The 24,856-nt window shown below is 66.4% G+C and carries 30 protein-coding genes and 1 tRNA gene; 21 read left to right on the forward strand and 10 right to left on the reverse strand.

Annotated elements, in window-relative coordinates; translation table 11 throughout:
- Positions 1-4: 4 nt before the first annotated feature.
- Complete coding sequence (locus tag AC1DYU_RS16550; protein WP_476792578.1) at positions 5-964, reverse strand: hypothetical protein; 960 nt, start codon at positions 962-964, stop codon at positions 5-7.
- 296 nt (positions 965-1,260) lie between these two features.
- Between AC1DYU_RS16550 and nrdR the strand changes: the two genes are divergently transcribed.
- From nrdR to AC1DYU_RS16600, 10 genes are all read left to right on the forward strand, one after another.
- The gene (gene nrdR / locus AC1DYU_RS16555; RefSeq protein ID WP_476792705.1) at positions 1,261-1,749 is read left to right on the forward strand and encodes a transcriptional regulator NrdR; all 489 of its coding nucleotides are present in this window, start codon (positions 1,261-1,263) and stop codon (positions 1,747-1,749) included.
- The gene (gene ribD, locus AC1DYU_RS16560; protein WP_476792579.1) at positions 1,746-2,891 is read left to right on the forward strand and encodes a bifunctional diaminohydroxyphosphoribosylaminopyrimidine deaminase/5-amino-6-(5-phosphoribosylamino)uracil reductase RibD; all 1,146 of its coding nucleotides are present in this window, start codon (positions 1,746-1,748) and stop codon (positions 2,889-2,891) included. Before nrdR ends, ribD begins: the two co-directional genes overlap by 4 nt.
- The gene (locus AC1DYU_RS16565; RefSeq protein ID WP_476792580.1) at positions 2,891-3,532 is read left to right on the forward strand and encodes a riboflavin synthase; all 642 of its coding nucleotides are present in this window, start codon (positions 2,891-2,893) and stop codon (positions 3,530-3,532) included. The genes ribD and AC1DYU_RS16565 overlap by 1 nt, the downstream gene beginning before the upstream one ends.
- A gap of 41 nt (positions 3,533-3,573) precedes the next feature.
- Complete coding sequence (ribH, locus tag AC1DYU_RS16570; RefSeq protein WP_476792581.1) at positions 3,574-4,083, forward strand: 6,7-dimethyl-8-ribityllumazine synthase; 510 nt, start codon at positions 3,574-3,576, stop codon at positions 4,081-4,083.
- Entirely contained in the window at positions 4,080-4,547 is a 468-nt protein-coding gene (nusB, locus tag AC1DYU_RS16575; RefSeq protein WP_158485100.1) for a transcription antitermination factor NusB, read from the forward strand. Before ribH ends, nusB begins: the two co-directional genes overlap by 4 nt.
- A gap of 149 nt (positions 4,548-4,696) precedes the next feature.
- Positions 4,697-5,692: a thiamine-phosphate kinase gene (thiL, locus tag AC1DYU_RS16580; protein WP_476792582.1), complete on the forward strand. Its 996-nt coding sequence runs from the start codon at positions 4,697-4,699 to the stop codon at positions 5,690-5,692.
- Between the two features lie 43 nt (positions 5,693-5,735).
- The gene (locus AC1DYU_RS16585; RefSeq protein ID WP_476792583.1) at positions 5,736-6,941 is read left to right on the forward strand and encodes an MFS transporter; all 1,206 of its coding nucleotides are present in this window, start codon (positions 5,736-5,738) and stop codon (positions 6,939-6,941) included.
- Between the two features lie 38 nt (positions 6,942-6,979).
- Complete coding sequence (allE, locus tag AC1DYU_RS16590) at positions 6,980-7,780, forward strand: (S)-ureidoglycine aminohydrolase (protein WP_476792584.1); 801 nt, start codon at positions 6,980-6,982, stop codon at positions 7,778-7,780.
- A 219-nt stretch (positions 7,781-7,999) separates the two neighbouring features.
- Positions 8,000-10,156, forward strand: a complete 2,157-nt coding sequence (locus AC1DYU_RS16595) for a sodium-translocating pyrophosphatase (protein ID WP_476792585.1) — start codon at positions 8,000-8,002, stop codon at positions 10,154-10,156.
- Positions 10,157-10,358: 202 nt separating this feature from the next.
- On the forward strand, positions 10,359-11,282 hold the full coding sequence (locus AC1DYU_RS16600) for a DMT family transporter (RefSeq protein WP_476792586.1): 924 nt from the start codon (positions 10,359-10,361) through the stop codon (positions 11,280-11,282).
- A gap of 89 nt (positions 11,283-11,371) precedes the next feature.
- Here AC1DYU_RS16600 and AC1DYU_RS16605 read toward each other — a convergent pair whose 3' ends face one another.
- On the reverse strand, positions 11,372-11,866 hold the full coding sequence (locus tag AC1DYU_RS16605) for an outer membrane protein assembly factor BamE (protein ID WP_158485094.1): 495 nt from the start codon (positions 11,864-11,866) through the stop codon (positions 11,372-11,374).
- A 141-nt stretch (positions 11,867-12,007) separates the two neighbouring features.
- Here AC1DYU_RS16605 and AC1DYU_RS16610 point away from each other — a divergent pair, with 141 nt between their 5' ends.
- The 7 genes from AC1DYU_RS16610 (at position 12,008) to sugE (ending at position 16,752) form a co-directional block, all read left to right on the forward strand.
- Positions 12,008-12,544, forward strand: coding sequence for a ubiquinol-cytochrome C chaperone family protein (locus tag AC1DYU_RS16610; protein ID WP_476792587.1), 537 nt, complete (start codon positions 12,008-12,010; stop codon positions 12,542-12,544).
- The gene (locus AC1DYU_RS16615; protein ID WP_476792588.1) at positions 12,541-13,098 is read left to right on the forward strand and encodes a YceD family protein; all 558 of its coding nucleotides are present in this window, start codon (positions 12,541-12,543) and stop codon (positions 13,096-13,098) included. Before AC1DYU_RS16610 ends, AC1DYU_RS16615 begins: the two co-directional genes overlap by 4 nt.
- A 115-nt stretch (positions 13,099-13,213) precedes the next feature.
- Complete coding sequence (gene plsX / locus AC1DYU_RS16620; protein ID WP_476792589.1) at positions 13,214-14,287, forward strand: phosphate acyltransferase PlsX; 1,074 nt, start codon at positions 13,214-13,216, stop codon at positions 14,285-14,287.
- Positions 14,288-14,298: 11 nt separating this feature from the next.
- A complete protein-coding gene (locus tag AC1DYU_RS16625; RefSeq protein ID WP_158485090.1) occupies positions 14,299-15,276 on the forward strand; it encodes a beta-ketoacyl-ACP synthase III in 978 nt (325 codons plus the stop codon).
- Positions 15,277-15,468: 192 nt separating this feature from the next.
- Positions 15,469-15,783 (forward strand): integration host factor subunit alpha, encoded by a 315-nt coding sequence (locus AC1DYU_RS16630; RefSeq protein WP_069691132.1) that lies wholly within the window; start codon positions 15,469-15,471, stop codon positions 15,781-15,783.
- 10 nt (positions 15,784-15,793) lie between these two features.
- On the forward strand, positions 15,794-16,303 hold the full coding sequence (locus AC1DYU_RS16635; protein ID WP_476792590.1) for a MerR family transcriptional regulator: 510 nt from the start codon (positions 15,794-15,796) through the stop codon (positions 16,301-16,303).
- Between the two features lie 134 nt (positions 16,304-16,437).
- On the forward strand, positions 16,438-16,752 hold the full coding sequence (gene sugE, locus AC1DYU_RS16640; RefSeq protein ID WP_158485088.1) for a quaternary ammonium compound efflux SMR transporter SugE: 315 nt from the start codon (positions 16,438-16,440) through the stop codon (positions 16,750-16,752).
- Positions 16,753-16,762: 10 nt separating this feature from the next.
- Here sugE and AC1DYU_RS16645 read toward each other — a convergent pair whose 3' ends face one another.
- Positions 16,763-16,933 (reverse strand): hypothetical protein, encoded by a 171-nt coding sequence (locus AC1DYU_RS16645; protein WP_476792591.1) that lies wholly within the window; start codon positions 16,931-16,933, stop codon positions 16,763-16,765.
- A 186-nt stretch (positions 16,934-17,119) separates the two neighbouring features.
- Here AC1DYU_RS16645 and AC1DYU_RS16650 point away from each other — a divergent pair, with 186 nt between their 5' ends.
- Positions 17,120-17,623 carry a ferritin-like domain-containing protein gene (locus AC1DYU_RS16650; RefSeq protein WP_158485087.1) on the forward strand — a complete coding sequence of 168 codons (504 nt, stop codon included), beginning with the start codon at positions 17,120-17,122 and terminating at the stop codon, positions 17,621-17,623.
- Between the two features lie 63 nt (positions 17,624-17,686).
- Here AC1DYU_RS16650 and AC1DYU_RS16655 read toward each other — a convergent pair whose 3' ends face one another.
- The 3 genes from AC1DYU_RS16655 to AC1DYU_RS16665 form a co-directional block, all read right to left on the reverse strand.
- Positions 17,687-17,830 carry a hypothetical protein gene (locus AC1DYU_RS16655; protein WP_476792592.1) on the reverse strand — a complete coding sequence of 48 codons (144 nt, stop codon included), beginning with the start codon at positions 17,828-17,830 and terminating at the stop codon, positions 17,687-17,689.
- Complete coding sequence (locus AC1DYU_RS16660) at positions 17,827-18,819, reverse strand: LysR family transcriptional regulator (protein WP_476792593.1); 993 nt, start codon at positions 18,817-18,819, stop codon at positions 17,827-17,829. The genes AC1DYU_RS16655 and AC1DYU_RS16660 overlap by 4 nt, the downstream gene beginning before the upstream one ends.
- 85 nt (positions 18,820-18,904) lie before the next feature.
- Entirely contained in the window at positions 18,905-19,330 is a 426-nt protein-coding gene (locus AC1DYU_RS16665) for a DoxX family protein (protein ID WP_158485086.1), read from the reverse strand.
- Positions 19,331-19,546: 216 nt separating this feature from the next.
- Between AC1DYU_RS16665 and AC1DYU_RS16670 the strand changes: the two genes are divergently transcribed.
- A complete protein-coding gene (locus AC1DYU_RS16670; RefSeq protein ID WP_476792594.1) occupies positions 19,547-20,479 on the forward strand; it encodes a ring-cleaving dioxygenase in 933 nt (310 codons plus the stop codon).
- A 71-nt stretch (positions 20,480-20,550) separates the two neighbouring features.
- Positions 20,551-21,171 carry an alpha/beta hydrolase gene (locus AC1DYU_RS16675; protein ID WP_476792595.1) on the forward strand — a complete coding sequence of 207 codons (621 nt, stop codon included), beginning with the start codon at positions 20,551-20,553 and terminating at the stop codon, positions 21,169-21,171.
- Between the two features lie 63 nt (positions 21,172-21,234).
- On the opposite strand, the gene AC1DYU_RS16680 is transcribed toward AC1DYU_RS16675, so the two are convergent.
- From AC1DYU_RS16680 to AC1DYU_RS16690, 3 genes are all read right to left on the reverse strand, one after another.
- Positions 21,235-21,465, reverse strand: a complete 231-nt coding sequence (locus AC1DYU_RS16680) for a transcriptional regulator (protein ID WP_476792596.1) — start codon at positions 21,463-21,465, stop codon at positions 21,235-21,237.
- 401 nt (positions 21,466-21,866) lie between these two features.
- Positions 21,867-22,418, reverse strand: a complete 552-nt coding sequence (locus AC1DYU_RS16685) for a general stress protein (protein WP_476792597.1) — start codon at positions 22,416-22,418, stop codon at positions 21,867-21,869.
- A 192-nt stretch (positions 22,419-22,610) separates the two neighbouring features.
- Positions 22,611-22,688 (reverse strand) — tRNA-Pro (locus AC1DYU_RS16690).
- 208 nt (positions 22,689-22,896) lie between these two features.
- Between AC1DYU_RS16690 and AC1DYU_RS16695 the strand changes: the two genes are divergently transcribed.
- Positions 22,897-23,715 carry a class I SAM-dependent methyltransferase gene (locus AC1DYU_RS16695; protein ID WP_476792598.1) on the forward strand — a complete coding sequence of 273 codons (819 nt, stop codon included), beginning with the start codon at positions 22,897-22,899 and terminating at the stop codon, positions 23,713-23,715.
- A gap of 31 nt (positions 23,716-23,746) precedes the next feature.
- On the opposite strand, the gene AC1DYU_RS16700 is transcribed toward AC1DYU_RS16695, so the two are convergent.
- Positions 23,747-24,847, reverse strand: a complete 1,101-nt coding sequence (locus AC1DYU_RS16700; RefSeq protein ID WP_476792599.1) for an acyltransferase family protein — start codon at positions 24,845-24,847, stop codon at positions 23,747-23,749.
- Positions 24,848-24,856: the final 9 nt, after the last annotated feature.

A 24,856-nucleotide genomic window follows, 5' to 3' on the forward strand; every position in this document is an offset into this window, starting at 1 on the left:
CAGCTCAGGGGAACGTGCCCTTGAGCTGGAACATGATCAGGTTCTCCGTCTGGTTGTTCATGTCGGCCCGGTTCTGGCGGCTGAGGTCGACGCCCAGCTTCAGGCTCTCGTTGAGCTTGTAGGAGGCCGAGGCGCTGCCGGTGATGTTGTCGTCCTTGAGATGGGCGGCGACGGATAATCCAAAGCGATCCTTGTTGGCGCCGACCCTCAGGGTGAGGTCGACCTTGGGCTTCATGAGGTCCTGCTTCATGAAGCCGCTCACGCTGATGACACCATACTTCACCGCGACTTCGCCGTTGACTTCGGTCGCTTTCCCGACCGTGGCGACGATCTGCAGCGACAGATCGATCTTGAGCTGCTCCCATTCGAGCTTGCCGGTGACCTTGCCGCCATAGCGATCGGCCGTGGGGTCGAAGACGACGCCGCCGACGCCGAGCTTCAGGGCACCGACCTTGAGCACCTCGAATTTGAGTTTCTCCAGCTCCCTGATGCCCATCTTGTAGGCCGGGCCGGTCGGCTTGGTGATGTAGAGGGCGACGCCGGCTCCGACCGTCAGCACCGCGCCGACGACGTAGAGGATGCCCTTGTTGTGGTCGACCCAGACGCCGATCGCGGACGACTTTGCCGCCTCCTCGAAATTCTTGAGCTGGGTTTCCAGCGCCTTGAATTTGGACGACGCCTTGATCTGCTTGAGATAGGCGTCGGTCGCAGCCGAGCGCACGCCGTCGACGACGGAGGACTGGAGCTTGTTGATTTCCTCGGGCGTCAGTTGCGAGGTCGCGAACGGACCGCGCGATTTGGCGAAGTCCAGCATCGCCTTCTCGGCTGCCTGCAGCAGCGTCGGGCTCTTGAAGGTCTGGATCAGGCGTTCTGGCGACCGATGGATCTCGGAATCGAGCAGGTCGAAGGCCAGCAGGACCAAGCCACCGAAGGCATCGGCTGGACTCCCGGCGTCGTCTGACATGGTGCGCGTCCTGTTCGTCTTTGCTCGGGGCAGCTGTCGTGCCTGGCGAGGGGGTGCGTCAGTCGAGTGACGAGCCGGCCGAAGGCTTGCCCGCCGAGGCGTTGCCCACATTGCCCCGGCCATCTGCCATGGTAGAAGCTCGACTTCGTCGAGTGCGGAAATCTGCGGGTTGGTCGTCGCGAGGCGCGCCGGGGTTCAAGGTGCCGGGAATCTTTTTCGCTGGCCGGCGACAGGGAGCTTGAGGCAATGAAGCGCCCGACGGCATCGTCCCGCAGGCTGGTCCAAGGATACGCATGATGCGCTGCCCCTATTGCGGCTCCCTCGACACGCAGGTGAAGGATTCGCGCCCGACCGACGATTCCGCCTCGATCCGGCGCCGGCGCGTCTGCCCCGATTGTGGCGGTCGCTTCACCACCTTCGAGCGCGTGCAGCTGCGCGAGCTGACGGTGGTCAAGCGCTCCGGCCGGCGCACCGTCTTCGATCGCGACAAGCTCCAGACCTCGATCGAGGTCGCGCTGCGCAAGCGCGCGGTCGCGCCCGAGCGCATCGAGCGCATGGTCAACGGCATCGTGCGCCAGCTCGAAAGCTCCGGCGAGGCCGAGATCGCGAGCTCGGCCATCGGCGAACTGGTGATGGAGGGGCTGAAGGCCCTCGACGACGTCGCCTATGTCCGCTTCGCCTCGGTCTACAAGAACTTCCGCGAGGCCCGCGACTTCGAGGAGCTTCTCGGCCAGCTCAGCGCCGATGAGGAGGAGGGCGAAAGCCCGCCCCGCACCGACCCGTGACTGAGATCGGGCGGCGGGAGGCCGCGATCGATACCGCCTTCATGCGGCAGGCGCTGGATTTCGGCGCGCGCGGGCAGGGCACGACCGGCACGAACCCCTGCGTCGGCGCGATCGTAACCCAGGACACGGCCGACGGCCCGGTCATCGTCGCGCGTGGCCACACCCAGCCCGGCGGCCGGCCCCATGGCGAAGCCAATGCCTTCGATCGCGGCGCCCCTAACGCCGCGGCCGGCGGCACGCTCTACGTCACCCTCGAACCCTGCTCGCACCGCACGATCCGGGCTGCGACGCCTTGCGTCGAACGCACCATCCTCGCCGGCGTCAGGCGGGTGGTTGCGGCGATGGCCGATCCCAACCCGCGGTTCAGGGGGCTCGGCTTCGCGCTGCTGCGAACGGCGGGCATCGCGGTCACGACCGGCGTGCTCGAACGAGAGGCGCAGCGCATTCATCGCGGCTATGTGCTGCGCGTCACGCAAGGGCGGCCGATGGTGACCTTCAAGGTTGCACGCACCGCTGATGGCTATGCCGGTGGGCCGGGCGGTGCACGGCTAGCGGTTTCATGCCCGGCGGCTGGCGGCTGGGTCCATCTCCAGCGTGCCCATCACGATGCGATCATGCTCGGCATCGGCTCGGTGCTTGCCGACGACCCGCTTCTGACCGTGCGCCTGCCCGGCATGGCCCAGCGCTCGCCGATCCGGATCGTGCTGGATTCGCAATTGCGCCTGCCGCGGACGTCACAACTCGTCAAAACCGCAGCCGAGGTCCCGGTCTGGGTCATCACCACCGAGGCTGCACCGGTCAAGCGCGAGCTGGAACTGGTCGCGGCCGGCGTCGAGGTGATGCGCGTCTCGGCCGATGCTGACGGCCATCTCGATCTCGCGGAAGCGCTGCAATTGCTCGGCACGCGCGGCCTCACGCGGATTTTCTCCGAAGGTGGCCCGACCGTTGCGGAAAAGCTCGCTCAGGCCGGCCTGCTCGACGAGGTGATCGTCTCGACCTCGCCGAATGCGCTGGGGCAGGCCGGCATTGTTGCCGTGCGCCCGGCCCTTGCCGCATTGCTCGCCGATCCCGATCTCTACGCCCTTGCCGAGATCGGGCTGATCGGTCACGACCGTTTCGAGCATTTCGTGAGGACCATCTGATGTTCACCGGCATCGTCACCGCCATCGGCAAAGTCGTGGAGGCCGAGCGCAAGGGGCCGAGCCTGAAGCGGCTCGCCATCGCCAGCCCCTTTGAGGCGGCCGGCATCGAGATCGGCGCGTCGATCGCCTGCGGCGGCGTCTGCCTGACGGTGACGGCGCTGCGGCCGCGCGAGGATGGGCAGCCCGGCTGCATCTTCCAGGTCGAGGCGGCCGCCGAGACGCTGTCGAAGACTGAAGTCGGCGCCTGGGAGCCGGGCACTGCCATCAACCTCGAACGCTCGCTCAAGGTCGGCGACGAACTCGGCGGCCATCTCGTTACCGGCCATGTCGATGGCGTCGGCACCATCCTGAAGATCGAGCCGATCGCGCCCGATCCCGACGAGCCCTGGGGCGCGACGGCGCGCTTCCACATCCGCGCGCCGGAAGGTCTGCCGCGCTTCATCGCCGCCAAGGGCTCGATCTGCCTCGACGGCACCTCGCTGACGGTCAACACGGTCGAGGACGACGTCTTCACCGTGCTGCTGATCCCGCATTCCTTCGCCGTCACCACTTGGGGGCAGCGCAAGGAGGGCGATCCGGTCCATGTCGAGGTCGATCTGATGGCCCGCTATGCCGCGCGGCTTGCGGAGGCGCGCGGCTAGGTCTAACCAGCGCCCTCATACTTTAGACAAGGACAAGAACCATGGCCGGACCCCGGCAGATCTCGGCTGAACAGGCCGCAACTCCTGCCGTCCCGCTGGACGGCGCGCGCGTGCTCGTGGTCGAGGCGCGCTTCTACGACAAACTCGCCGACGAACTGCTCGAAGGTGCGCTCGCCGTGCTCGACAAAGCCGACTGCCGCGTCGATGTCGTCACCGTGCCCGGTGCGCTCGAAATCCCCTCGGCGATCATCATCGGCATGCGCGCGGCCGACGAGGCCGTCGACCCTTACGAGGCGGTCATCGCGCTTGGCACCGTCATCCGCGGCGAGACCGGCCATTACGATATCGTCGCCGGCGAAAGCTCGCGCGCGCTGATGGATATTTCCGTCGCCTTTGCCCTGCCGCTCGGCAATGGCATCCTCACCGTCGAGACCGAGGCGCAGGCTTGGGCCCGCGCCAACCGTTCAGAGATGGACAAGGGTGGCGGCGCGGCCGAGGCGGCGCTCGCCGTGCTGCGCTATAAGCGCTCGCTCGGGGAGCAATCGAAGTGAGCCGGGCCGAATTGCGGCGCGGCGCGCGGCTCTCCGTGGTGCAGGCGCTCTACGAGATGGAGATCGGCGGACGCGGCGTGGTCGAGGCCATGGCCGAGTTCGAGGCGCACTGGATCGGCAAGCAGGTCGAGGACATCGACCTCCCCAAGGCCGAGATCGCCTTCTTCCGTGACCTGCTCGGCGGTGTCGTGCGCGAACAGCGCCTAGTCGATCGCTCGGTCGATGACACGCTGGCTTCGGGCTGGCCGCTGAAGCGGGTCGAGGCTGTCGTCCGCGCAATCCTTCGAGCCGGGGCCTATGAGCTGGGTTTCCGCAAGGATGTGCCGGCGCGTGCCGTGATCTCCGAATATGTCGCGGTGGCGCGGGCCTTCTACGAGGGCGAGGAGATCGGCATGATCAACGCCGTGCTGGACAAGCTCGCCCGCGACTTCCGCTCCGACGAGTTCGACGCGCCGGCGGCGTGATGGTCTATGGATCTCGTCAGCCCTCATCCTGAGGAGCGTTCCGCAGGAACGCGTCTCGAAGGATGGTCGAGAAGGCGCCGGAGACCGCTGGACCATCCTTCGAGACGCCGCTTCGCGGCTCCTCAGGATGAGGGCTGAGGATGGACGCGATGGCAGGCGAGACGAGACCCGGCGAATTCGAACTGATCGCCCGCCATTTCGCTCCGATCGCGGGGCCGGGGGGCTTGGGTCTCGTCGACGATGCCGGCTTGTTGCGCCCCGCGCGGGGCTACGAGATCGTCGTGACCGTCGATGCGCTGGTTGCCGGCGTGCATTTCTTCCCGGACGATCCGCCGGCCTCGATCGCCCGCAAGGCGCTGGGTGTGAACCTCTCCGATCTAGCCGCCAAGGGTGCGAAGCCGGAAGGTTTCGTGCTGTCACTGGTGCTGCCGAAAGGCTGGACGGAAGCGTGGCTTGCGGACTTCGCCGCCGGCCTGGCCGGCATGGCCGCCGAGAACGGCTGCTCGCTGATCGGCGGCGACACCGTTTCGACCTCCGGGCCGCTGACCCTGTCGATCACCGCCTTCGGCAGCGTGCCGGCGGGGCGCATGGTGACGCGCTCGGGCGCAAAGCCGGGCGATCTCGTGTTGGTCTCGGGCACGATCGGCGATGGCGCGCTCGGGCTGAAGGTGCATGGGCCGGCCAAGCCGGGCTGGATCTCCGCGCTGGACGAGGCCGGGCGCGCCTTCCTTGCCGATCGCTATCTGCATCCGCAGCCGCGGCTTGCGCTGGCCGGTGGGCTTCAGAGCCACGCCTCGGCTGCGATGGACATCTCCGACGGGCTCGTCGGCGACCTCGCCAAGCTGCTGAAAGCCTCCGCTGTCGGCGCCGAAATCGACCTCAACGCCGTTCCCCTGTCGATGCCGGCGCGCGCTGCGATCATGGCCGATCCTGCGCTGGCGGAACTGGCCTGGACCGGCGGGGACGACTACGAAATTCTCTGCACGGCCTCGGAAAGGGAATATCCTGCTCTGGTGGCGGCTGCCGAGTCTGCCGGAATGGCGTTGACCGCGATCGGTCGCGTGACGGCCGAGGCGGGCGAGGCGAGATATCGCGAACAGGGCAAGGCGCGCAGCTTCGCGCAGGGCTCCTTCGCTCATTTTTGAAGGCGGCCTTTGAAGAGCCGCCTCGTTTCGGGGCGGCGGACGCATGAACCAGCATATTCCGGTCGGCGACGGCGATGCGCTCGCCAAGCGCAATTCCGTGGTTCTGGCCTGCGCGCAGGCGCTTGGCGGCGCCAGCCCCTCGATCGTGATCTCGCTCGGCGGGATCGTCGGCTCGCAGCTTGTCACGGATCAGACCTTCGCGACCGTTCCCGTCAGCCTGATGCAGCTGGGCATCGCCGTCGGCGTCATCCCGGCCGCGATGCTGATGCGGCGCTTCGGGCGTCGCAACGGCTACCTCCTGGGTGCGCTGATCGGCGCGGCCGCCGCCAGTGTTGCGGCGGCCGGCGCGAGCACGCGGCTGTTCTGGCTGTTCTGCCTGGGCACCTTCGCCTGCGGGCTCTATGGCGCCTTCGTGCAGAGCTACCGCTTCGCGGCGGCCGATGCCGCGACCGAGAGCTTCCGGCCCCGCGCCATCTCCTGGGTCATGATCGGCGGCATCGCTGCTGGCGTCATCGGCCCGCAATCGGTCTACTGGACGCGCGATCTCACCCCCGACGCGCCCTTCGCTGCAAGCTTCCTCGCCCAGGGCTGCCTCGCGCTCATCGCCATGCTGGTGATCCTGCAATTGCGGGCGCCGCCCGTGGCCAAGGTCGCATCCGGCGGCGGCCGCCCGCTGGGCGAGATCATGCGCCAGCCGAAATTCATCGCCTCGGTCACCGCCGCGCTCGTCGCGTATGGTTTGATGAGCTTCGTCATGACCGCGGCCCCGCTCGCCATGGTCGGCTGCGGCCATTCGGTGGGAGACGCCGCGCTCGGCATCCAATGGCATGTGCTGGCGATGTTCGGGCCGAGCTTCTTCACCGGCCGCCTGATCGCCCGGTTCGGCAAGGCGCAGGTCACAGCGACCGGGCTGATCCTGACGGCGCTCGCCGCGATCGTCGGCCTGTCGGGCCTCAGCGTCGCGCATTTCTGGATCGCGCTCGTCATTCTCGGTGTGGGCTGGAATTTCGGCTTCATCGGCGCAACCGCGCTGGTGACGGACTGCTATCGGCCCGAGGAGCGCGTGAAAGTGCAGGCGGCCAACGACTTCCTGGTCTTCGGCTCCGTCGCCATCGCCTCGTTCTCATCGGGTGGCCTGCTCCATGCCGGTGGCTGGACGAGCGTCAACTGGCTGGTCTTCCCGCCCGTCGCGGTGGCGCTGGTGATGGTCGCCTGGCAGGCTTTTCAGAAGCCCGCCGTTCCGGCCTGATCCCTGCCAGAACGGCCTGACCCGCAGGAGATAAGCCGATGCGCGCCCACCAGCTTCCGCAAATCCCCGGCCGGCCTGCTGTCGGCGCGATCGGCCATAACCGTGGCGTGGTGGCGCCCAACTACGCCTTCATGCCGCCCGAAGGCGTTCTCGTCAGCCGCCTGCCGCATTTCGAGAAGACGATCGCCCGGATTCTCGCCGCGCCTGTGCTGGGCGCTCGATTCGCGCAGTATGTCCTCGAGATCGAGCCGGGCGGCGGCACGCGCGCGCCCTTCGCCGAGGAGGGCGTCCAGCATTTCTATTATGGCCTGTCGGGCGAGGCGGCCTTTGCCATCGACGGCGCCGCAGCCTCCGCCTTCCCGGCCGGGGCCTTCGCCTATGTCCCGCCCGGAACGCTCTTCAGCCTGCGCAATGACAGCGCCGCGCCCGTTCGCGTGTTGGCCTTGCGCAAGCGCTACGAGCCGGCGCCGGGACTGGCCGTTCCCGAGCCGATCCTGTCGCACCGGGACGCGATCCCGGTCACCAACCACACCGGCATGCAGGGGCGCGGCTTCCAGTTCCTGCTGCCCTATGGCGATCCGCGCTTCGATTTCGAGATGAACCTGATGTGGTTCAAGCCGGGCGCCTATTTCCCCGATGTCGAGACGCATGTGATGGAGCACGGGCTCTACATGCTGGAAGGGCACGGGCTCTATTTCCTAGGCCGGGACTGGCACGAAATCTGGGCGCAGGACTTCATCTGGATGGGCGGCTACTGCCCGCAGCAATTCTACCCGACTGGCTTCGACGATGCCTGCTACCTGCTCTACAAGAACGTCAACCGCGACGTGGCGCTCTAACGCGCCGATGACCCGAGCCTGAAACGATCCGACAATCGATAATGCGCGCATCGTCGCGTTGCGCTCGCCCGCGAAACTTGCCACAAATTCGCCTGACACCGGCGACGCGAGGCGGGCCTAGAAGTCTACGGCCCGCATTTTCATGCGCCTGACGTCCAAAGCGACAAATGAGGAGCGACAGCGCTCCCGCGGGTCGGAAGCTCAAGGTCAGGAAATCGAATGTCAGCTCTGCTCATCATCATCTTACTCAGCGCCCTGTCGATCGCCTATGGCGTCTGGGCCTATGCCGACGTCATGAAACGAGACGCCGGCAACCAGCGCATGCAGGAGATTTCCGCCGCTGTCGCCGAGGGCGCACAGGCCTATCTCAAGCGCCAATATGTCACCATCGCCATGGTCGGTGCCGTGCTGTTTGTGGTCCTGATCTACCTGCTCGGCAAATGGGTTGGCGTCGGCTTCCTGATCGGTGCGGTGCTGTCCGGCGTCGCCGGCTTCATTGGCATGAACGTCTCGGTGCGCGCCAATGTCCGCACGGCCCAGGCCGCAATGCAGTCGCTCGGCGACGGCCTCGACGTCGCCTTCAAGGCCGGCGCGGTCACCGGCATGCTGGTGGCGGGTCTCGCCCTGCTGGGCGTGGCCGTCTATTACGGCATCCTGACCTCGATGCTCGGCTTTGCCCCGTCGAGCCGCACCGTGATCGATTCGCTGGTCGCGCTCGGCTTCGGCGCCTCGCTGATCTCGATCTTCGCCCGTCTCGGCGGCGGCATCTTCACCAAGGGAGCCGATGTCGGCGCCGACCTCGTCGGTAAGGTCGAGGCCGGAATCCCCGAGGACGATCCGCGCAACCCCGCCACCATCGCCGACAATGTCGGCGACAATGTCGGTGACTGCGCCGGCATGGCAGCCGACCTGTTCGAGACCTATGCGGTGACGCTGGTCGCGACCATGGTGCTGGCGGCGATCTTCTTCGCCGGACAGGCGACGCTCGGCAGCATGATGCTCTACCCGATGGCGATTGGTGCCTCCTGCATCGTGACCTCGATCATCGGCACGTTCTTCGTCAAGCTCGGCGCCAACCAGTCGATCATGGGCGCGCTCTACAAGGGCTTCATCGCTGCCGGCGTGCTCTCTGTCGGCGCGATCGCGGCGGTGAACTACCTGATGTTCGGCGGCTTCTCGGCCTCCTTCACCACGGTGCAGGGCGTCAGCTTCACCTCGGGCGGCCTGTTCGCCTGCGCGCTTGTCGGTCTTGCGGTGACGCTGCTGATCGTCGTGATCACTGAATATTACACCGGCACCGGCAAGCGTCCGGTCGTCTCGATCGCCCAGGCCTCGGTCACCGGCCACGGCACCAACGTCATCCAGGGCCTCGCGGTCTCCCTGGAATCGACGGCGCTGCCGACGCTGGTGATCGTCGCTGGCATCATCGTCTCCTACGGTCTGGCTGGCCTGTTCGGCATCGCCATTGCCACCACAGCGATGCTGGCGCTGGCGGGCGTGGTCGTGGCGCTCGATGCCTTCGGCCCGGTCACCGACAATGCCGGCGGCATCGCCGAGATGGCGGGCCTGCCCAAGGAGGTCCGCCACTCCACCGACGCGCTCGACGCCGTCGGCAACACGACCAAGGCGATCACCAAGGGCTACGCGATCGGCTCGGCCGGTCTCGGCGCGCTGGTGCTCTTCGCGGCCTATACCTCGGACCTGAACTTCTTCATCGGCGAGGCCAACAAGGCGGGCTCGACCACCTTCCGGTACTTCAAGGGCGTGGTCGTCGATTTCTCGCTGTCCAACCCTTACGTCGTCGTCGGCCTGCTGCTCGGCGGCCTGATCCCCTTCCTCTTCGCCGGCATGGGCATGACCGCGGTTGGTCGTGCCGCCGGTTCGGTGGTGGAAGAGGTCCGGCGCCAGTTCAAGGAGAAGCCCGGCATCATGGACGGCACGGAGCGGCCCGATTACGCCCGCGCCGTCGATCTGCTGACCAAGGCCGCGATCAAGGAGATGATCGTACCCTCGCTGCTGCCGGTGCTGGCGCCGATCGTGACCTATTTCGCGATCAACGCCATCGCCGGCAAGAATCAGGCCTTCGCGGCGGTCGGTGCCATGCTGATGGGCGTCATCGTCACCGGCATCTTTGTCGCGATCTCGATGACCTCGGGCGGCGGCGCCTGGGACAACGCCAAGAAGTCCTTCGAGGACGGCTTCGTCGACAAGGACGGCGTGCGCCACATGAAGGGCTCCGAGGCGCACAAGGCCTCGGTGACCGGCGACACCGTCGGCGACCCCTACAAGGACACGGCGGGCCCCGCCGTGAACCCCGCGATCAAGATCACAAACATCATTGCGCTCCTGCTGCTGGCCATCCTCGCGCATAGCTGAGCAACCAGCGCCCCGCGCATGAGACCGAACCCCGCGGAGCGATCCGCGGGGTTTATCGTTGTCGAGGAGACGCTTGCGACCGGTTCTTGAATCAGGATGCCGGCTGTTTGAATCGAACCATGAAGCTACGGTCGGCACCGTAGCGTTCCGGCAAGCTATTCCGCACGCCCGCTGGCATGACCTCCCCAACAGGGAGACCATCATGACCACGCATGCCGTTGCCGCTTCTCACCCCAAGGCAGGTCGTTTCACCGATCTTGCCTTGCTGCTCGTCCTCGCCACGCTCTGGGGCGGCTCCTACAGCTTCATCAGGATCGGCGTCGAAACGATTCCGCCGCTGACCCTGATCGCCGCGCGCACGCTGCTCGCCGGGGCGATCCTGCTCATGGTGATCCGCTGGCGCGGCCTTCGCCTGCCGCGTGATCTCGCGACCTGGCGGCTCTTCCTGGCTCAGGCCTGCCTGAACAGCGTCGTACCCTTCACGCTGATCGCCTGGGCCGAGCGCAGCGTCGAGGCTGGGCTTGCGACCATCCTCAGTTCGACCAGCCCGATCTTCGTTGTCCTGCTCACTTGCCTGTCGTCGACGGCTGAGCGCTTGCCGCGCCTGAGGCTTGCGGGGATCGCGGCCGGTCTCGCCGGCACCCTCCTGATCGTCGGCGCGCAGGCGGTAACAGGTTTCGGCGAACAGCTGGGGGCTCAACTCGCGCTGATCGCGGCCAGTCTCTGTTATGCAGGCGCCGCCCTGTTCGGGCGCAACTTCAAGGGGCTCGATCCGATCATGCCGGCGGCCGGCTCGCTGATCTGTGGAGCGGTCGTCCTGCTTCCTCTCAGCCTGGTGCTGGATCGCCCCTGGACGCTGGCGCCCTCGGTCGCCTCGATCCAGGCCCTGATCGCGCTGTCGCTGTTGTCCACCGCGCTGGCCTTCGTGATCTATTTCCGGCTGATCGCGCGGCTCGGCTCTGTCGCGACGACCTCGGTCGCCTATCTGCGCGTTCCGACCGGCGTCCTGATCGGCATGATCTTCCTCGGCGAGGCCTTGGCTCCCACGGCCTGGGCCGGGCTCATCCTCGTCGTCGGCGGGGTGCTGGCGATGACGCTGCCGGTGCGAAAGCACGGACCGCTCTGAGCGCTGCAGCCAAGAAAGCCAAGAAAGCCAAGAAAAAACCCGCGGCGCGAGCCGCGGGTTTTGCCATCTGATGGGGCAGCGTCGCCGCCTTACGCCCCGAACGGCGTGAACTTGGTCACACCACGGAAGAGGTTGCGCAGGAAGCTCTGTTCTTCGCCGCCGGTCGTGGTGGTGCGGCTGATGAAGTCGAAGATCACGCCGTCCTGCAGGCCGTAATGGGCGATGCGCTCGACCTTGAAGCCCTTGTTGAAATAGACCACCAGCACCTTCTGGTCGACGACCGTCAGATCCTGAAACTGGAAGCGCCGGTATACGGTCTGGCTGATGTAGTAGAAGGTCCGGTTACCGACGGTCGATGTCGTCGAGGGCGTGCCGAGAGTCGACAGCACCTGCTGCACATCCATGCCGACCTTGACCTGCGCGATCAGCGTCTCATCCGCGACGAAGCCGCGGTGGAATTCCTCATTCAAGCCCGACGACGTTGCGAGCTTGAAGCCACTTGCATTGGGGCCGCAAGCCCCAAGGGCCAGGGAGGTCGTCGCGAGGAGGCCAAGGAGGGCTGTACGGCGGGAGACGGCGATCATTCGGACAGCATCCAGTGGCGCTGCGGCAAAGGGCGAAAGCCCAAGCCGCTTGTCAAACGGGTGGAGGTTGGCGTAACGCCCGAGAATGGCTTTGGCAAGGCAAGGACGCCGTCCGAGCCGCCGGCCGGAGATGCGAGCCTGATGTTTGGGTTGTTCGGCAAGCGTGGGGACAGGCAGGCACCGGTCGATACGCTGTTCGCGCGTATCGCCGAGGCGTCGCGCCAGCCCGCCCTTTATCTCGGCGGCGGCATTCCCGACAGCTTCGAGGGCCGCTTCGAATCGCTGACGCTGCATGTCTTCCTGGTTCTGCGCCGCCTGCGCGAGCTGCCGGCTCCGGCAGCCGATCTCGCTCAGGAACTGGTCGATGCCTGCTTCGCCTATCTCGAACTCGGCTTCCGCAACGCGGGGATCAGCGACATCGCGGTGCCCAAGCGGATGAAGAAGATCGGCCAGATGTTCTATGGCCGCATCCGGGCCTATGAGACGGCGCTGGAGACGAACCAGTCGCAGGACCTCGTCGAGGCGCTGCGCCGCAATGCGAGCCCGGGCGAGGGCGCAGCCGTACTCGCAGCCTATGCCGACCGCGCCAAGGCGCATCTGGCCGGTCTCGATCTCGAGGCCATCCTGCGCGTGGACACGCTGTTTCCGGCACTGGTCGAACTGGAAGCAAGCCAATGACGCCTGACACGGGATCGACCCTGCCGCTGCACCGGCCCATCCGGGTCGACGAGATCAAGCTGCGCGGCTCTCACATCACCATCCGGGCGGAAGCCGCAGAACTTGCCGGCATCGCCCGCATGCTCGACCTGCCGTCAGTGGAGTCGCTCGAAGCGCGCTACGTGCTCACGCGCAGCGGCGAGCGGGTCAAGCTGGAGGGCGAGATCAAGGCTGCACTGCACCAGACCTGCATCGTCACGCTCGATCCGTTCCAGGTCGCGATCGCGGTGCCGTTGAAGCTCGATTTCGCGCCCGAGGCGCCCGAGAATCCCCGGCGCAAGAGCGCTGATGATGAGGACGGCAAGATCGATATCGAGGTCCGGCTGAACGAGGACGATCCGCCCGAGCCGATCGTGGATGGCGGGATTGATCTTGGTGCGGTGACGCTGGAATTCCTCGCCCTGGGGCTCGATCCCTATCCGCGCAAGCCAGGCGCCGCCTTTGCGGAGCCGGCGCCCGAGTTGCCGCCCGAATCGCCCTTTGCGGCCCTGGCGCGGCTGAAGCGTACAGAATGACGGCTTTAGGCGGCCTCGCAGTGGCTTGCGGCGCACGCCCAAGTCGCTATTGTCCGGCCCGCATCGAGCCGCCCCGGATTGAAGGTCGGCCGCTCCTGGGATCAACCATCACTCCATGACACGACCGGTTACAATCGCGCTCGATGCGATGGGCGGGGACCACGGTCCTGCCATCGTCATTCCTGGCGCCGCGCTGACGCTGGAGCGCCGCCCCGATGCGCGCTTCGTGATCTTCGGCGACGAAGGCCAGGTGCTGCCGCTCATCGACCAGCACCCGAAGCTCAAGGCCGTGACGACCTTCCACCACACCGAAGTCTCGGTGAAGATGGACGACAAGCCGAGCCAGGCGCTACGCTATGGCCGCTACAAATCCTCGATGTGGCGCTCCATCGACGCGACCAAGACAGGTGAGGCCGACGTCACCGTCTCCGCCGGCAACACCGGCGCGCTGATGGCGATGTCGAAGTTCTGCCTGAAGTCGATGCCCGAAGTCGATCGCCCGGCGATAGCCTGCCTGTGGCCGACCGTGCGCGGCGAGAGCGTGGTGCTCGATGTCGGCGCGACCATCGGCGCCGATGCCCGCCATCTCGTCGATCTCGCGGTGATGGGCGCCGCCATGGCCCGTGTCGTCTTCGATCTCGACCGCCCCACCGTCGGTCTGCTCAATGTCGGCGTCGAGGAGATCAAGGGTGTCGAGGCGGTCAAGGAGGCCGGCCGCATCCTGCGCGAACTCAACCTGCCGCAGATGAACTATCACGGCTTCGTCGAGGGCGACGATCTCGGCAAGGGCACGGTCGACGTCGTCGTGACCGAGGGCTTCACCGGAAATATCGCGCTGAAGACCGCAGAGGGTACCGCTCGCCAGATCAGTGCTTATCTGAAGGCTGCAATGAGCCGTTCGCTGATGGCCAAGATCGGCTATCTGTTCGCGCGCGGCGCCTTCGCCGCGCTGAAGGACAAGATGGATCCGCGCAAGGTCAATGGCGGCGTGTTTCTCGGGCTCGAGGGCATCGTCATCAAGAGCCATGGCGGTACGGATGCCGTGGGCTTCGCCAGCGCAACCGAACTTGGCTATGAGATGGCGCGCGAGAACCTGATGGCGAAGGTCCGCGAGATGGTTGCAGCCTCGACGCATCAGGAGGCGTCGGCGCAGCAGGAAGCGGCTGCGCAGGCGGCCGCCATCCAATAGGGAAGCGTTACTTGTCTATTCTGCGTTCTCAGATCGTCGGTTGCGGCTCTTATCTTCCCGCGCGGATCGTCACCAATGCCGAACTCGCGCTGCGCGTCGACACGACCGACGAGTGGATCGTCCAGCGCACTGGCATCCGCCAGCGCCATGTCGCGGCCGATGACGAGACCACCTCGACGCTCGGCCTGAAGGCAGCGCAGGCGGCGTTGGCCGACGCCGGCATGGACGCCAGCGAGATCGACATGATCATCGTGGCGACCGCGACGCCCGACCACACCTTCCCGGCAACCGCGACGCAGATCCAGGCGGCGCTCGGCATCGAGGGCGGCGTGGCCTTCGACCTCCAGGCCGTCTGCTCCGGCTTCGTCTTCGCGCTCGCGACCGCCGACAAATTCCTGACCACAGGGGCAGCGAAGGCTGCGCTCGTCATCGGCGCCGAAACCTTCTCGCGCATCCTCGACTGGGAGGACCGCACCACCTGCGTCCTCTTTGGAGACGGCGCCGGCGCTGTCGTGCTGAAGGCCGCGCCGGGCGAGGGCACGCTCGCCGATCGGGGCGTCCTGACCACGCATATCCGCTCGGATGGCCGTCACAAGGACAAGCTCTATGTCGATGGCGGGCCCGGCTCGACCAAGACGGTCGGCTTCCTGCGCATGGAGGGCAAGGAGGTCTTCCGGCACGCCGTCGTCAAGCTCGCCGAAACGGTGCGCCACACCTTCGAGGAGACCGGCCTGACCGGCGCGGATATCGACTGGTTCGTACCGCACCAGGCCAATCGCCGCATCATCGACGCGACCGCCGACAAGCTCGGCATTGGTCATGAGCGCGTCGTGGTCACGGTCGATCAGCACGGCAACACATCGGCGGCCTCGATCCCGCTGGCGCTCGCGCAGGCGCATCGTGACGGCCGCATCAAGCGCGGCCAGCTCGTCCTGATAGAGGCGATGGGCGGCGGTTTCACCTGGGGCTCGGCGCTGATCCGCTGGTAGACAGCCAGAAGCGAGAATTCCATCGGATTTGACCGATTTTCTCGCCGTTTTCATGCAATTTTTATATGGCGGGCGCATGCGCGTCCGTTCGAGCATTGACCCGGCCTGCGGCTACGCCTAGCGTTCATCGTCCGTAATGGCGAAAGGCAGGTGGCATACCCGCCAGCCGAGATAACGCCTTGGAGGATATGAATGGCGGGGCAAACGGTTACGCGAGCCGATCTGTGCGAGGCCGTGTATCAGAAGATCGGCCTGTCTCGGACCGAGTCTTCGAAGCTCGTCGAGGCCGTGCTCGACGAGATCTGCGATGCGGTTGCCCGCGGCGAGAACGTCAAGCTGTCCTCGTTCGGATCTTTTGTCGTGCGCGACAAGGGCGAGCGAATCGGGCGTAATCCCAAGACGGGCGTCGAGGTTCCCATCGAGCCGCGGCGCGTGATGGTGTTCAAGCCTTCGAATGTGATGAAGGCCCGCATCAACGGGCAGTTGGGTGAAGGCGAAGACGAGTGAGCCGAGATAAGTGAGTGGGGCGTTCCACACCGGCAACACCGAGGCCGAATTGGACACCAAGAGCCCAGATGCCTTCCGGACCATCAGCGAAGTCGCTGAGGACCTCGACATACCTCAGCATGTGCTGCGTTTCTGGGAGACGCGCTTCTCCCAGATCAAGCCCCTCAAGCGCGGCGGCGGCCGGCGTTATTACCGCCCCGACGATGTCGCGCTGCTGAAGGGCATCCGTCGCCTGCTTTATGGCGAAGGCTACACGATCAAGGGACTCCAGCGCATCCTCAAGGAGCAGGGGCCGCGCCATGTCCAGGCGATCGGCCGGGGAGGCCCGATCAGCCTGCCGCCTGCGGACGGCTCAGCCCGTTCGGACACTGAGGCGGCGCCGAGGCCGCAAGGGCCGATACGCGCCCCGGTGCCTCCCGGCCTCGACGACGTCACGCTCCTGACAGCCGTGCTGGCCGAACTCGGCGAATGCAAGCGCATCCTCGACCGGGCACTGCAGCCGCCGGCCGAAACCGCCTGACACGGGCGTCTTGAAAGCCAGGGCGCCGAGCCCTAGATCGACCGCAGAGGACGACCTCGGCGCGGCGCATCTTGTGTCCATCGCGTCCCTGTTCAGGCGTGGACGACCTCGCCCCTTTCACAAGGAGCGCCGTCATGGCCTGGCTCTATCTCTTCATCGCCGGTCTGTTCGAGGTCGGCTGGGCGATTGGCCTGAAATACACGCAAGGCTTCACCAGGCTGGTGCCCACGGCACTGACGCTCGCCAGCATGGCGGTGAGCCTCGGCCTGTTGGGGCTTGCGCTAAAAAGCCTGCCGGTCGGCACCGCCTATGCGGTCTGGACCGGCATCGGCACGGTGGGTACGGCTGCGCTTGGTGTCGTCCTGCTCGGCGAGCCTGCCACCACCCTTCGGCTGGCCTGCATCGGCCTGATCGTCGCCGGCATCGTCGGGCTCAAGCTCGTCGCCTGAGTCGAACTGTTCAGCGCCGTTGCCAGCCCTCGGGCCAGTAGCCATTGCGCTCAGCCAGGACGATCAGCACGATCACGGCGAGCGTCACCGCCAGCGTGAGCAGCTTGGCGTTCCACGGCACGCCACGGCCGACCAGCCAGATCAGGGTCAGGCCGATCAAGAGGGGGACGAACAGCTCCATCACGCTCAGCCTAAAGCAAGCCGCGCCGGGACGAAACCGGCTGCCTGTCGGACGGGCAAGAGGGCGGACGAAGATGTTGGAGAAGCGGAACCCATCCCGGCCGCGGACGTTCGATGCACAGGGGAAGCGCATCGCCTCAGGGCATGCCGGCCTGTCTCATCAAACGCTACGCGACAGGAGAACGACATGGGACTTTTTTCCAAGGACATCAAGACGATGGATGATCTCTTCGTCCATCAGCTCCAGGACGTCTACTACGCCGAAAAGCAGATTCACAAAGCCTTGCCGAAGATGATCGAGAAGGCCACAGATGCCAAGCTCAAGCAGGGCCTGGAGGCGCACCGCACCGAAACCGCGAACCACATCGTGCGGCTCGAGCAGGTCTTCAAGCAGCATGGCGCCGAGGTGAAGGCGGTCAACTGCCCGGCGATCGACGGCATCCTCAAGGAAGCCGACGAGGTCGCGGGCGAGGTCGCCGACAAGCAGGTGCTGGATGCGGCGATCATCGCCGCCGCTCAGGCTGTCGAGCACTACGAGATCACGCGCTACGGCACGCTGGCGGCCTGGGCCAAGCAACTCGGCCGCGCCGATTGCGCCGCGCTGCTGCAGCAGAATCTCGACGAGGAATACGCCGCCGACGACAAGCTTTCGAAGCTGGCGGAATCGGGCATCAACCGCAAAGCGGCCTGATCCCGAGCCAGACAAAGTCTGAAGACACCCGCGATGGTTCGCCGTCGCGGGTGTTTGCGTGTCTCAGGTCGGATTGCCGGGGTCGCCCGGCGGCACCTTGGGGACCTTCTCCGTGAAACGGCCGCGCGCCCAATAGCCCGCGAGCACAAGCCCGACCGGGATCGACGCCAGCAGTAGCCAGGGCAGGAAGCTCCAGTCGCCGCTCATGCCGCCGGCCCGGAGAGGGCGTCTGGCGCAGGCTGGCGCGGTGACATGGCGAGGCTCCCTTCGATCAGCGGCTTCATCCGCCCAAGCTCCACCGCCATGAAGTCGAGAAAGAGGCGCACCCGCGGCGAGTGTCGCAGATCGGGATGGGTCAACAGCCAGAGATCGGCCGAGAAGCCGGGATCGGGCGCCGCTAGCCGCGTCAGCCCAGGCTTGGTGTCGGCGATGAAGCAGGGCAGGAAACCGATGCCGATTCCCGCCTCGACCGCCTCGGAAAGGCCGAGCACGGTGTTGACCTTGTAGACGATGCGCTCAGCCGCGACATGCTGGCTGAGATAGCGCACCGCCTTCAGCGCGCTGAACTGCTCGCCGAGCGAAACCCAGGCCCGCTCCCACAGGCTCTCAATCCCGATAGCGCCGGCATCGCTGAAATCGGCGGCGCGGCCATAGAGCGCCCAGGCGATGCGGGCAGCCCTGCGGCCGACCAGCGTCTCCGGCGGGTTGTCGGTCGCGCGGATCGCGACGTCGGCATCGCGCTTCGACAGGTTGAGCGACTGGTTGCTGAGCAGAATGTCCAGCCGAATGTCGGGGCACTGCTTGAGGAAGGCGGCGAAGACCGGCGTCAGCAGATCGACCAGCAGCGTGTCGTTGGTGGTGACGCGCAATTCGCCGGCCGGCTTGATGTCCTGCCCGGCGAGCTTGAGTGCAAAGGCGCTGATGTCGCTGTCGACGCGCTCGGCCAGTTGCGCCATCTCGTCGCCGGCTGGTGTCGCGACATAGCCGCTGCGATGGCGCTCGAACAGCTTGACGCCAAGCGCCTCCTCGATCTGGCCGAGACGGCGGAAGACGGTCGAATGGTTCAGCCCCAGCGCGGTCGCGGCTGCCGGCAGGGCCCGCCGGTCGGCGATCGCCTTGATCAGGCGGAAATCGTCCCAGGCGAGGGTTTTGGTCGGCAACGTTTTCGTCGGCTGCATCTTGGTCGGCGGTTTCATGGCGGCACTGTCGGGCATGGCTTCGCCGCCATCAAGGTCCGTGGACCTCGACGACGGCGAAGAGGCAGCCTGTTGGTTCTGCCGGTCAGGCCGTGGCGGGCGTGCCGAGCACGGGCAGGCGAGCGGGCTTCAGGGCGAGCGCGCCATCGCCGATCAGGACGTGGGCCAGCGCAGCGAGCGCCAGGAAGGCCGGATATTCCCAGCCGCCATTGGGGGCGTTGAAGACCCAGCCATTGGGGGCATGGATCATCAGGGCGCCCAGCAGCACGGGCAGCAGCAGGATCGAGACATAGCGGCCGTAGAAGCCGGTCAGGATCGCCAGCCCGCCGAGAAGTTCGGCGAGGATGATCGGCCAGGCGAGGAAGGCCGGCAGGCCGACCTGGCCGAGGAAGCCGGCAAAGCCCGCCGGGGTGAAGATCACGAGCTTGAGATAGGCGTGGGCGATGAACATCAGGCCAAGCGCGACGCGCAGGCCGAGGGCACCATAAGGGGCGAGGCGATTGTCGATCATGATGGCAGTCTCCAGAAACGGGACCGGGCTGGTCTCGCCACAAGAGATCGCTCTCGCTGATCCGCAATGCAAATGGCGAGATACCAATCATGACATTGCGTCTGCGCAATGATTTGCCTCTGGCGCTTTGACCTTCCGAGATCGATCTTCCTGGCCAACGGGGCGACGGCATTGGCATCGCCGCCCTTGCATCACAGCCTCGGAAGGACCTCAGCCATGCAGATCAATGGCATCCATCATGTCACCGCGATCGCCGGCCCGGCGCGTCGCAATCTCGACTTCTACGGCCGCGTGCTCGGCCTGCGCCTGGTCAAGAAGACCGTCAATTTCGACGATCCCGGCACCTATCACCTCTATTATGGCGATGCCGCGGGCGCGCCGGGCACGATCCTGACCTTCTTCCCCTGGGAGCATGCCGCTCCGGGCCGGCTCGGCGTCGGCGAGACGCAGGAGACGGTGTTCCGAGTTCCGGCCGCCGCGATCGGCTACTGGACGCATCGGCTCGTCGAGCACGGCGTGCCGCATGATGCCCCGGTCAAGCGCTTCGGCGAGACGGTGCTTTCGTTCCGGGATCGCGACGGGATGCGCCTTGCGCTCGTAGGCGTGCCCGGCATCGAGGCCGAACCCGCCTGGAGCGATAGCGAGGTCCCGGTCGAGCATCAGATCCGCGGCTTCCACAGCGTCAGCCTGCTGCTCGACGATGCGGCGCCGACCGGCGCGATCCTGAGCAATGTCTTCGGCTTCCGTGAGATCGGCCGCGACGACACGCTCATCCGCTACCACGCGGATGGCGCGCCGCTCGGCAACATCATCGACCTGCGCGTGGCCGGCGGCTTCCTGCCGGCACGCCAGGGCGCGGGATCGGTCCACCATGTTGCCTTCCGCGCCGCCGACGACGCGGCGCAGGAGGAGATGGTCCGCAAGCTTGCGGAGAACCACGGCATCCGCACCACGGAGCAGAGGGACCGGAACTACTTCCGCTCCGTCTACTTCCGCGAGCCCGGCCGCGTGCTCTTCGAGATCGCGACCGACGTCCCGGGCTTTGCCGTCGACGAGCCCACCGCGAGCCTCGGCCAGGCGCTGAAGCTCCCGGCCGGGCTGGAGAAGCAGCGCGAGCGGATCGAAGCCCTGCTTCCCGAACTCGCCTGACCCGCGCCTCCGCCCTGCCTGCCTTCGGGCCGGGCAGGGCGGTACCGCCCTCGTTCTAAAGGAGAACAGCGATGGACACCGTCGCGACCGCCGATTTCCACCATGTCTATGAGCCTGGCTCCGACACGAGCCGCCCGCCGCTGCTGTTGTTGCACGGCACTGGCGGCGATGAGCACGACCTGCTCGGCCTCGGCCAGACCGCCGCGCCCGGCGCCAGCCTGCTCTCGCCGCGCGGCCAGGTGCTGGAAGGCGCGATGCCGCGCTTCTTCCGGCGGCTGGCGGAGGGCGTCTTCGACGAGGACGATCTGCGCCGTCGCACCCATGACCTGGCGGATTTCGTCGCGCATGCCCGGCAGCGCTATGGCATCGTGGCCCCGGTCGCGGTCGGCTTCTCGAACGGAGCCAACATTGCCGCCAGCCTCATGCTGCTGCGTCCGGAGGTTCTGGCCGGGGCAACGCTGCTGCGGGCGATGTCGCCTTTCGCCAAGCCGCCGCAGGCGGATCTGGCAGGCAAGCGCGTGCTAATGCTGTCGGGCGCAATGGATCCGATCATCCCAGCGCAGAATGCGGAACGCCTTGCGCGAACGCTTTCGGGCAACGGCGCCAGCGTCGACCACCGCGTGCTGCCGGCCGGGCATGGCCTGTCTCAGGCCGATATCGGTCTGCTCAAGGGCTGGCTGCTCGGGGCCTGACGAAACCAGACTGGCGTTGTGAAAGCAGAACGGCGGCGCGTACAGCGCCGCCGTTTCGGCGTCTTATGTCGCGGCGGCGGTCGCCTTGCGCTTCGTGGTCTTGGCCGCGGCAGGCGGGGCGGGTGGCTCGGCCGCCTGCTTGGCGAGGCGCAAGGCTTTCAGCGCCTCGATCTTTTTGCGGGCAGCAGCCTCGTCAGCCGCAATGCGTCCGCTCGATTTCTGCTTTTCGCGAGGTGCCTCCTGGACGCTGTTCACATCGTGCCAGGCGCGTGTTCCCCGGTTGTCCCCTGCCATTGCTGAATTCCTTCCGTCACACGCTGCGAGCCCCGAGCTTACGCGCGAAACGACGCGGATACGAGCCACATCGCACGACCCGGAACGAGGCCGTGCTCGGCAAGCCGGCTCAGTCGATGAGCGGCATGAGGATCCCGGCTGCAATCACCAGCACCACCAGCGCGCGGGCCAGAACGGCCCGTTGCCCCGAGACACGGAATTCGACGGAACGCGACAGGGCACGCATGAAACGACTCCCGACAACGCGACGGGATGACGTTGCGTCATAACGCTGTGCCCGGCAAGCGAACGCGGCTGCCAGCCCTGTGGACAACTTCCGGTGCTTCCAAGGAGCGTGAGGTCCCCCAAAAAAGCCCCGCCAGACGAAAAGCCTGGCAGAGCGATGGAAGACCAGTCCGATATCAGATGCCGGGGCGGATATAGGGCGTCGCGTTGGCGTCGAACTGTGTCCAGCCTTCGCGCTCATAAGCGGCCCGTCGCGCCGATAGATCAATCGGACCCGCCCGGACCATGATCGCCTCGGCTTCGGCGGCGCGGCTGTCGGGGGCGTGGACCGAAACGACGGAGCCGCCGCGCCTGACGCTCTCGGCATGGAGATGGGCGTCCTGCTCATCGACGCCGGCGCTGGTCATGGCGCCGATGACGCCGCCTGCAACCGCACCAGCGGCGGCGCCCGCGGCAGTCGTCGCCAGCCAGCCGGCCGCCACGACCGGCCCGATGCCCGGGATGGCGATCATGCCCAGGCCGGCCAGGAGGCCGGCAGCTCCGCCGACGCCGGCGCCGATCTCTGCGCCTTCGCCTGCATTGCTGTCATCCGCATTGCTGTCGTCGATGTCGTCGCGGCGGCCGATGAGGCTGACATTGTCGTTGGCGAAGCCGGCGTTCTCCAGATCGTCCACCACCGCGCTGGCCGTTTCATAGTCATCATAGGATCGAGTGATCGTGCGTGTCATGACGCGCTTCTCCTGTGAGTGGCTAATCGTTGCCGATGCTCACAAAACGGAGATCTGCTGAAGTGGTTCCGGATTTCGGAAGACGCGGGCCGTGCCATGCGGGATCCTTTGACCCCGCTGAACCCCAGCACAAAGCAGTTGCGGACCCCTTGTGCCGAGGGGCTGCCAACTCTTTGATTTTCGTGGGATTTATGGTCGGAGCGAGAGGATTCGAACCTCCGACCCCTTGTCCCCCAGACAAGTGCGCTAACCGGGCTGCGCTACGCTCCGACGGTTGGGCTTATAGGGGCGGGGCGCCGCGGATGCAATCCGCTTCGCTCGCTTGTTGCACGGACTTCTGCACCGCCAGGAAATGCGCCGATGCGACACAGTCCGCCCCGGGGCCCATTAACCCTCGATTAAGTCTTCGATTGCGGCGTTTGGCTGATGCCAGCATGGTTTTGCTCGGGACGGGGCGGTCACGCAGGCGGAGAAGACCATGTCACTGGCGACAGTCACGCAGACCCAGGCACGGCCCGCGATGCGCGCATCGGCGCATCCGTCAGGCTCGGTCGAGGGCTTCTTCCGCGAACTCGCTCCGGACTGGCACTCGCAATGGGCCTGGGACAACTACGAATCCACCATTCTTGCGCTGACGCAGCAGTTCGGCCTGCGCCGTGTCTGCGAGATTGGCGGCGGGCGTGATCCGATGTTCACCGCCGAGCAGGCCAGGCGCCGCAACATCGACCTCATCGTCAACGACATCGACGCCGGCGAACTGGCGCTGACACCGGCCGGTCTCAAGACCGCCCGCTTCGATATCGCTGGCGACCTCTCCGAGCCCGATATCGCGCGCGGCGGCTACGACCTGATGGTGTCGCGCATGGTCTTCGAGCATGTCGGCGACGTCGAACGCGCCTGGACCAACATCCACGCTTTGCTCGCGCCGGGCGGCGTCGCACTCGCCTTCTTCCCGACGCTGTGGGCGCCGGTCTTCGCGCTCAACCACCTGCTGCCGGAGAAGGCTTCGCGCGCCATAGTGCATGCGCTGTTCCCGCTGCGGCGCGATGGCGGCGGCGATCCGAAGTTTCCGGCCCATTACGATTGGTGCCGCGGCAGCCGCGCCCAGCTGACGCCGATGCTCAATCGCGCCGGCTTTGGCGACGTGCACATCCAGCGCTTCTGGGGGCACGGCTATTTCGACCGCATGCCGGGCTTGAAGCAGGCCGACCATGCCTTCAACGCGCTCGCCGCGAAGATCGGCTGGGACTTCGTGACGACCTACGCCTATGTCGTGGTGCGCAAGGATCGCAGCTGAGCCCGGGCATCGCAAAGCCCGAACGGAGCAGTCAGGACAGCGTCGCCGCCCGTTCTGCGACCCTCGGACCCGGCTTCGACGCATCCTTCCTTCCGCCCTGCGCCCAGCGCAGCAGCGGCCGCTCGACGAAGCGGTAGGTCAGGATCGCCACGACTGTCGCGAGCAGGGCTGCCGCCGCGACATAGGCCGTCAGCGGCAGGGCCACGCCGACGAAATGGGTCCAGATGTTGCGCATCGGGCGCAGTACGAACGGATGCACCAGATAAAGGCTGTACGATGCGTTTCCGAGCGCCGCGAGCCAGAGCATGACCCGTGACGTCACGCTCTTCGCGAGCGCGGCGGCTGCGACGATCAGGAGCGCCGGAATGCCCCAGCGCAAGGCATCGGGTACGCTTGATTCGACCTCGGGCCCGGCGAATTTGACCATCCCCAGAATCCCGACGGCAGCGACCATGACTGCCGCGACGGGCGTCAGCCGGGCGCTTTTCAGATAGGCGGCGCCGAGCAGGCAGCCCATCAGGAATTCCAGGATGATCGACTGGGTCCAGAATGCGAGCTGCACCTGCTCGGGGCGGACGATCAGCCCGAACAGGGCAAGCGCGCCGATGACCAGTGCGAGCGCGGTCATGCCACTGCGGAAGGGCAGGGTGAGCGCGCCTGCAAACAGAACGTAGAAGAACATCTCCATGTTCAGCGTCCAGCCGAGCGCCATCACCGGCCGGATTTCGCCGGGGCCCCGCAGGCTCGGGATGAAGGCATAGGATGCCAGCACATGTTGCCAGTCGTCGATCGGCACGTTCAGCAGGCGCGGCGCGATGGCACCCCCGACCAGCAGCACGGTCGTCAGTAGCCAGTAGAGCGGCACGATCCGCGTCAGCCTGCGTGTCAGGAAGACGCGCCAGGCTCCGCGTTGGCCGAAGAGGTCTGCCGACGTATAGGCCATGATGAAGCCGGAGATCACGAAGAAGATGTCGACGCCGAAGCCCCAGTAAATGAACGACAGGTCGGGCGCGGCGCGGCCGACGAGCGCGGAGATCGTCTCGGTCTCATGCAAGGCATGCCCGACGACCACCAGCAGCGCGGCAACGGCGCGCAGCGCCTGGATGTTGGAATTCTGTTTCGCGACGGTCATTGCGCTTTC

Source organism: Allobosea sp. P2_B12 (assembly GCF_056404835.1).

Bases quoted from the DNA above. Each gene is read 5' to 3' on its own strand.
- AC1DYU_RS16550 (WP_476792578.1), bottom strand. From the start codon at position 964: ATGTCAGACGACGCCGGGAGTCCAGCCGATGCCTTCGGTGGCTTGGTC.
- nrdR (WP_476792705.1), top strand. From the start codon at position 1,261: ATGCGCTGCCCCTATTGCGGCTCCCTCGACACGCAGGTGAAGGATTCG.
- AC1DYU_RS16565 (WP_476792580.1), top strand. From the start codon at position 2,891: ATGTTCACCGGCATCGTCACCGCCATCGGCAAAGTCGTGGAGGCCGAG.
- ribH (WP_476792581.1), top strand. From the start codon at position 3,574: ATGGCCGGACCCCGGCAGATCTCGGCTGAACAGGCCGCAACTCCTGCC.
- thiL (WP_476792582.1), top strand. From the start codon at position 4,697: ATGGCAGGCGAGACGAGACCCGGCGAATTCGAACTGATCGCCCGCCAT.
- AC1DYU_RS16585 (WP_476792583.1), top strand. From the start codon at position 5,736: ATGAACCAGCATATTCCGGTCGGCGACGGCGATGCGCTCGCCAAGCGC.
- allE (WP_476792584.1), top strand. From the start codon at position 6,980: ATGCGCGCCCACCAGCTTCCGCAAATCCCCGGCCGGCCTGCTGTCGGC.
- AC1DYU_RS16595 (WP_476792585.1), top strand. From the start codon at position 8,000: ATGTCAGCTCTGCTCATCATCATCTTACTCAGCGCCCTGTCGATCGCC.
- AC1DYU_RS16600 (WP_476792586.1), top strand. From the start codon at position 10,359: ATGACCACGCATGCCGTTGCCGCTTCTCACCCCAAGGCAGGTCGTTTC.
- AC1DYU_RS16605 (WP_158485094.1), bottom strand. From the start codon at position 11,866: ATGATCGCCGTCTCCCGCCGTACAGCCCTCCTTGGCCTCCTCGCGACG.
- AC1DYU_RS16610 (WP_476792587.1), top strand. From the start codon at position 12,008: ATGTTTGGGTTGTTCGGCAAGCGTGGGGACAGGCAGGCACCGGTCGAT.
- AC1DYU_RS16615 (WP_476792588.1), top strand. From the start codon at position 12,541: ATGACGCCTGACACGGGATCGACCCTGCCGCTGCACCGGCCCATCCGG.
- plsX (WP_476792589.1), top strand. From the start codon at position 13,214: ATGACACGACCGGTTACAATCGCGCTCGATGCGATGGGCGGGGACCAC.
- AC1DYU_RS16630 (WP_069691132.1), top strand. From the start codon at position 15,469: ATGGCGGGGCAAACGGTTACGCGAGCCGATCTGTGCGAGGCCGTGTAT.
- sugE (WP_158485088.1), top strand. From the start codon at position 16,438: ATGGCCTGGCTCTATCTCTTCATCGCCGGTCTGTTCGAGGTCGGCTGG.
- AC1DYU_RS16645 (WP_476792591.1), bottom strand. From the start codon at position 16,933: ATGGAGCTGTTCGTCCCCCTCTTGATCGGCCTGACCCTGATCTGGCTG.
- AC1DYU_RS16650 (WP_158485087.1), top strand. From the start codon at position 17,120: ATGGGACTTTTTTCCAAGGACATCAAGACGATGGATGATCTCTTCGTC.
- AC1DYU_RS16655 (WP_476792592.1), bottom strand. From the start codon at position 17,830: ATGAGCGGCGACTGGAGCTTCCTGCCCTGGCTACTGCTGGCGTCGATC.
- AC1DYU_RS16660 (WP_476792593.1), bottom strand. From the start codon at position 18,819: ATGAAACCGCCGACCAAGATGCAGCCGACGAAAACGTTGCCGACCAAA.
- AC1DYU_RS16665 (WP_158485086.1), bottom strand. From the start codon at position 19,330: ATGATCGACAATCGCCTCGCCCCTTATGGTGCCCTCGGCCTGCGCGTC.
- AC1DYU_RS16670 (WP_476792594.1), top strand. From the start codon at position 19,547: ATGCAGATCAATGGCATCCATCATGTCACCGCGATCGCCGGCCCGGCG.
- AC1DYU_RS16675 (WP_476792595.1), top strand. From the start codon at position 20,551: ATGGACACCGTCGCGACCGCCGATTTCCACCATGTCTATGAGCCTGGC.
- AC1DYU_RS16680 (WP_476792596.1), bottom strand. From the start codon at position 21,465: ATGGCAGGGGACAACCGGGGAACACGCGCCTGGCACGATGTGAACAGC.
- AC1DYU_RS16685 (WP_476792597.1), bottom strand. From the start codon at position 22,418: ATGACACGCACGATCACTCGATCCTATGATGACTATGAAACGGCCAGC.
- AC1DYU_RS16695 (WP_476792598.1), top strand. From the start codon at position 22,897: ATGTCACTGGCGACAGTCACGCAGACCCAGGCACGGCCCGCGATGCGC.
- AC1DYU_RS16700 (WP_476792599.1), bottom strand. From the start codon at position 24,847: ATGACCGTCGCGAAACAGAATTCCAACATCCAGGCGCTGCGCGCCGTT.